General features: G+C 69.9%; 5 protein-coding genes and 1 pseudogene. 4 read left to right on the top strand and 2 right to left on the bottom strand.

Translation table 11 applies throughout. The annotated features are described in order from the left end of the window. The 4 genes and pseudogenes from PV721_RS40950 to glmM all read left to right on the top strand — a co-directional run. Positions 1-451, top strand: a pseudogene (locus PV721_RS40950) (hypothetical protein); the annotation flags it as partial. Between the two features lie 230 nt (positions 452-681). Then, the gene (gene rplM, locus PV721_RS40945; RefSeq protein ID WP_008739660.1) at positions 682-1,125 is read left to right on the top strand and encodes a 50S ribosomal protein L13; all 444 of its coding nucleotides are present in this window, start codon (positions 682-684) and stop codon (positions 1,123-1,125) included. A gap of 42 nt (positions 1,126-1,167) precedes the next feature. Next, positions 1,168-1,686: a 30S ribosomal protein S9 gene (rpsI, locus tag PV721_RS40940; protein ID WP_319733608.1), complete on the top strand. Its 519-nt coding sequence runs from the start codon at positions 1,168-1,170 to the stop codon at positions 1,684-1,686. Positions 1,687-1,822: 136 nt separating this feature from the next. Continuing rightward, positions 1,823-3,181: a phosphoglucosamine mutase gene (gene glmM / locus PV721_RS40935; RefSeq protein WP_319733606.1), complete on the top strand. Its 1,359-nt coding sequence runs from the start codon at positions 1,823-1,825 to the stop codon at positions 3,179-3,181. Here the strand turns inward: glmM and PV721_RS40930 are convergent. Further along, a complete protein-coding gene (locus tag PV721_RS40930; RefSeq protein WP_319733604.1) occupies positions 3,178-4,149 on the bottom strand; it encodes a DUF389 domain-containing protein in 972 nt (323 codons plus the stop codon). The genes glmM and PV721_RS40930 overlap by 4 nt on opposite strands. Positions 4,150-4,176: 27 nt before the next feature. Further along, positions 4,177-5,226 (bottom strand): type I pantothenate kinase, encoded by a 1,050-nt coding sequence (coaA, locus tag PV721_RS40925; RefSeq protein WP_319733602.1) that lies wholly within the window; start codon positions 5,224-5,226, stop codon positions 4,177-4,179. Positions 5,227-5,294: the final 68 nt, after the last annotated feature.

Below are 5,294 nucleotides of genomic sequence, written 5' to 3'. Positions count from 1 at the left end.
GGCGGGGGGCGGTCTGTGGGCGGCCTGGGTGCGGTGGCGCCGGCAGGACGATACCGACCGGGGGGAGCTGCGCCTGGTGGAGACCGCCTGCATGGTGATGCTCGCCGCATTCCTGGTGTCGCGGCCCTCCTTCGACCACTACCTGCTGGTGGTGCTGCCGCTGCTGCTGGCCTCGGCGGTGCGGCCGGGCTCGATTCCCCGCTCGCCCTGGTTCTGGCTGGCTCTGACGCCCCAGGTGGCCCTGGTCCCGTGGCCTTCGGAACTGGCCCACAAGCGGCGCGCCTTCAAGGACTGCGCCACCCTGTGCGGACTCGCGATTCTGCTGGCGCGTCGTGCGCTGCGCTCAGGTCGGGTTATTCTGGAGCCCGTAACAACTGCGGGGTCCCCACCCAGGACCGAACCGGAGTGCGCCGCGACGCCAGCAGAATCGGCATCGCGGACCGCGTTTTGACCCGTACGGGTCTGCTTGGGTATCCTGCTGGTTTGTTATGCGTATTGGCTTTCTCATTCTCACGTGAAAGGCCTTGCGCCGGTCCACCGGACCGATGACCAGCAGTTCACACGGGTTGCGTCCCCGTTGTGAATGAGGGCTGTCGTGATCGTCCGTGGTGACCCTGTCAGGACCTTCCCATGGGGCTAGCGCCCTTGGGATACCACCACTGAAGAAGCGAAGGCATACGCGTGCGTACGTTCAGCCCCAAGCCCGGCGACATCTCGCGCCAGTGGCTCGTCATCGACGCCCAGGACGTTGTCCTCGGCCGTCTGGCGACCCAGGCCGCTGCCCTCCTGCGGGGCAAGCACAAGCCGACTTACGCCCCCCACATGGACATGGGCGACTTCGTCATCATCGTCAACGCCGACAAGGTTCACCTGTCCGGCAACAAGGCGTCCCAGAAGATGGCGTACCGCCACTCGGGCTACCCGGGCGGTCTCCGCTCCGTGCGCTACGACGACCTCCTGGCGAACAACCCGGAGAAGGCCGTCGAGAAGGCCATCAAGGGCATGCTCCCCAAGAACACCCTGGGCCGTCAGATGCTCTCGAAGCTGAAGGTCTACTCGGGCGACCAGCACCCCCACGCTGCCCAGCAGCCGGTGCCGTTCGAGATCACCCAGGTCGCGCAGTAGTTCCGGCCACCCCCTAAGACGTAGAAAATTCTGAGGAGCATCGTGGCCGAGACCACCGCCGAGACGACCGTCGAAGAGTTCGAGGGCAACGTCGAGGAGTACACCAGCGAGTCCGAGGCCGTAGTCGAGGGCGACTACACCTCCGAGTCCCTTGCCGGTCGCTTCGGCGACCCCCAGCCGGCTGCCGGCCTGGGCCGTCGCAAGAACGCCATCGCCCGCGTCCGGATCGTTCCGGGCACCGGCAAGTGGAAGATCAACGGTCGCACCCTTGAGGACTACTTCCCCAACAAGGTGCACCAGCAGGAAGTCAACGAGCCGTTCAAGCTGCTCGAGCTCGACAACCGCTACGACATCATCGCCCGCATCGCGGGTGGCGGCGTCTCCGGCCAGGCCGGCGCCCTGCGCCTCGGCGTGGCCCGTGCGCTGAACGAGGCGGACGTGGACAACAACCGCCCGGCGCTGAAGAAGGCCGGCTTCCTCTCCCGCGACGACCGTGCGGTCGAGCGCAAGAAGGCCGGTCTCAAGAAGGCCCGTAAGGCTCCGCAGTACAGCAAGCGTTAATCTGCGCCTGCTGTTCTGCAACGAAACCGCCCCGGCAGCACTCTCTGTGCTGCCGGGGCGGTTCGTTTACCGCCACAAGCGGCAAATACCTGTCACAAGCGGTCGCAAAGCGATGCGGAAACTCGGGAGGACAACAGTGGGACGACTCTTCGGGACGGACGGTGTACGCGGCGTTGCCAACGCGGATCTGACGGCGGAGCTCGCGCTCGGCCTCTCCGTGGCGGCTGCCCACGTACTGGCCGAAGCGGGCACCTTCGCGGGCCACCGGGCGACGGCCGTGGTCGGCCGGGACCCCCGGGCCTCCGGCGAATTCCTCGAGGCCGCGGTCGTGGCCGGCCTCGCGAGCGCGGGCGTGGACGTCCTGCGCGTCGGTGTGCTGCCCACCCCGGCGGTGGCGTATCTCACCGGTGCGCTGGGTGCCGACCTCGGCGTGATGCTCTCCGCCAGCCACAACGCCATGCCCGACAACGGCATCAAGTTCTTCGCGCGCGGCGGCCACAAGCTCGCCGACGAGCTGGAGGACCGCATCGAGTCCGTCTACGAGGAGCACCGCACCGGCGCTCCCTGGGACCGGCCCACCGGCTCAGGCGTCGGCCGGGTCTCCGACTACACCGAGGGCTTCGAGAAGTACGTCGCCCACCTCATCGGCGTCCTCCCCAACCGCCTCGACGGGCTGAAGATCGTCCTGGACGAGGCCCACGGCGCGGCCGCGTACGTCTCGCCCGAGGCCTTCGCCCGGGCCGGCGCGGAGATCGTCACGATCGGCGCCGAGCCGGACGGCCTGAACATCAACGATGGCTGCGGCTCCACCCACCTCGGCCTGCTCAAGGCGGCCGTCATCGAGCACGGCGCCGACTTCGGCATCGCGCACGACGGCGACGCCGACCGCTGCCTGGCCGTGGACGGCACCGGCGCGGAGGTCGACGGCGACCAGATCCTCGCGGTGCTGGCGCTGGCCATGCGCGAGGCGGGCCAGCTGCGCGAGAACACCGTGGTCGGCACCGTGATGTCCAACCTGGGCTTCAAGCTGGCCATGGAGGGCGAAGGCATCCAGGTCGTGCAGACCGGGGTCGGCGACCGGTACGTGCTGGAGTCGATGAAGGAGCACGGCTACGCGCTCGGCGGCGAGCAGTCCGGCCACGTGATCATCCTCGACCACGCGACGACCGGCGACGGCACGCTGACCGGCCTGCTGCTGGCGGCGCGGGTCGCGGCCACCGGCAGGTCCCTCGCCGAGCTGGCGGGCGTCATGCAGCGGCTGCCGCAGGTGCTGGTCAACGTTCCCGACGTGGACAAGTCCCGGGTCACCACCTCCGCGGAGCTGGCGGCGGCCGTGGCCGACGCCGAGCGCGAGCTGGGCACCACCGGACGGGTGCTGCTCCGGCCCTCCGGCACGGAGCCGCTCGTACGGGTGATGGTCGAGGCCGCCGACATCGAGCAGGCCCGCGCGGTCGCCGGCCGGCTCGCGGACGTCGTGAAATCGGCGCTGGGCTAACCCCCGCCGTTCGCCACGCCTGGCGCACCCGGCTTCCGGATCATCCGGCCCTGCTGGGTGCGCCACAGCAATTTCCAGGCGATCAGGGTGAGCGTGCCGGAGAGGATGATGCCGCCCAGGTTGAGCGCCAGCTGGGCGGCCGATCCCCACATCTGGGCCAGGTCCCCGTAACTGAGGGCCACCGCGGCATTCGCGCCCGCCGGGACGGTGGTGACGGAGATCGCCACGCCGACCAGCGCACCGGCCTTCGCCGACGTCAGCGACAGCATCCCGGCCACGCCGGCGAGCAGCGCCACGACGAAGGAGAAGGGGTCGGGCTGCCAGATGAAGCTGGTGTTCGGCCGGGGGTCGTCGAGCATCCCCTCGTGGAACAGGTCGAGCGCGTCCATCCCCAGGCTGAAGACCGTCGTCGCCACGATCGCCGCCGCGAAGCCGGTCACCAGGGCGAAGAGGGAACGCCCGGCGAGCCGCGGCCGGCGCTGCACCAGGCCCGTGCAGATGCCGGCGAGCGGCCCGAACTCCGGGCCGACCGCCATGGCGCCCACGATCAGGATCGCGTTGTCCAGCACCACACCGCAGGCCGCGATCATCGTCGCGACGATCATGAAGGCGGCGTAGGTGATCGTGAGGGTGGACTCCTCGTGGGTCGCCTCGGCCAGCTGCTCCCAGATCACCGCGTCCGCGGCCTCGCCCGGCGCCTCCGCCTCCGCGTCGTCGGCCCGTCTGGAGATGGACAGGTCGATGTTCTCCACGGCGATGGAGCCGCTCTTGTCGATGCCGAGGCGGCGCATCTCCTGGAGGAGCTCGTCGGCGGCCTCGCGGGCGACGTCGCACAGCACGAGGTCACCGTCGGGGTTGCGGGCCGCGCCGGTCAGTACGACCAGGTGGGTGGTGCCGACCGTGTGGTCGACCAGCTCCACCACCCGCTCCGTGAGGTGGTGCGGGGTGATCATCCGCAGATGCAACATGCCCGCACCCTAGCCGCCACGCGGGGATCAGAGCTTGCGGAGGCTCAGCTTCTGCACCTTGTGGTCCGGACCCTTGCGGACGACGAGGGTGGCGCGGCCCCGGGTGGGCGCCACGTTCTCCAGCAGGTTGGGCTTGTTGATCGTCCGCCACATCGTCTGCGCGTACTCCATGGCCTCCTCCTCGGAGACCTGGGTGTACTTGCGGAAGTAGGAGAAGGGATTCTGGAAGGCGGTCGCGCGCAGCTTCCGGAAACGGTTGAGGTACCAGCGCTCGATGTCCTCGGGGCGCGCGTCCACGTACACGCTGAAGTCGAAGTAGTCGGCGAGGGCGACGCGGGTGCGGCCGTCCGTGCCGGGGAGGGCCGGCTGGAGCACGTTGAGGCCCTCGACGATGAGGATGTCCGGGCGGCGGACGACGAGCTCCTCGCCGGGGACGATGTCGTAGATCAGGTGCGAGTAGACCGGGGCCCTGACCTCGTCCTTCCCGGCCTTGATGTCGGCGACGAAGCGGGTGAGCGCGCGGCGGTCGTAGGACTCCGGGAAACCCTTGCGGGAGGTGAGCCCGCGCCGCTGGAGCTCCTTCATCGGATACAGGAACCCGTCGGTGGTGACCAGCTCCACGCGCGGGTGCTCGGGCCAGCGGGCGAGGAGGGCCTGCAGGAGGCGGGCCACGGTGGACTTGCCGACGGCGACCGAACCGGCGACCCCTATGACGAAGGGCGTGCCCTGCTGGGCGCCGTGGCCGTTGCCCGCGTCCCCGAGGAAGGTGTTCAGGGTGCCGCGGAGGTTGCTGGTGGCGCCGACGTAGAGGTTGAGGAGGCGGGAGAGCGGCAGGTAGACGTCGCGGACCTCGTCGAGGTCGATGACGTCGCCGAGGCCGCGCAGCCGTTCCACCTCGTCGGCGGTCAGCGGCAGCGGGGTCCGCTCGCGCAGGGCGCTCCACTCGGCGCGGGTGAGGTCGACGTACGGCGAGGCCTCGGGGCCCCGGCGGTGGGCGGGGCGCGTGGGGTGCCCCTCCCGGCCGCGTCGCTCCGTTGCGTCGTCCGGCGTGCTGCTTCGTGGCGGCGAAGTGATCACACCGCCATTGTCGGGGCTCGGGGGCGCTTGTGGGTGGTGTGGTCGGTCACGTGCGCGGGGTCCGTGGG

The organism is Streptomyces sp. MB09-01 (assembly GCF_033794505.1).
In the GTDB taxonomy this organism is placed as follows: domain Bacteria; phylum Actinomycetota; class Actinomycetes; order Streptomycetales; family Streptomycetaceae; genus Streptomyces.
This window is presented reverse-complemented; position numbering and strand designations above follow the sequence as displayed.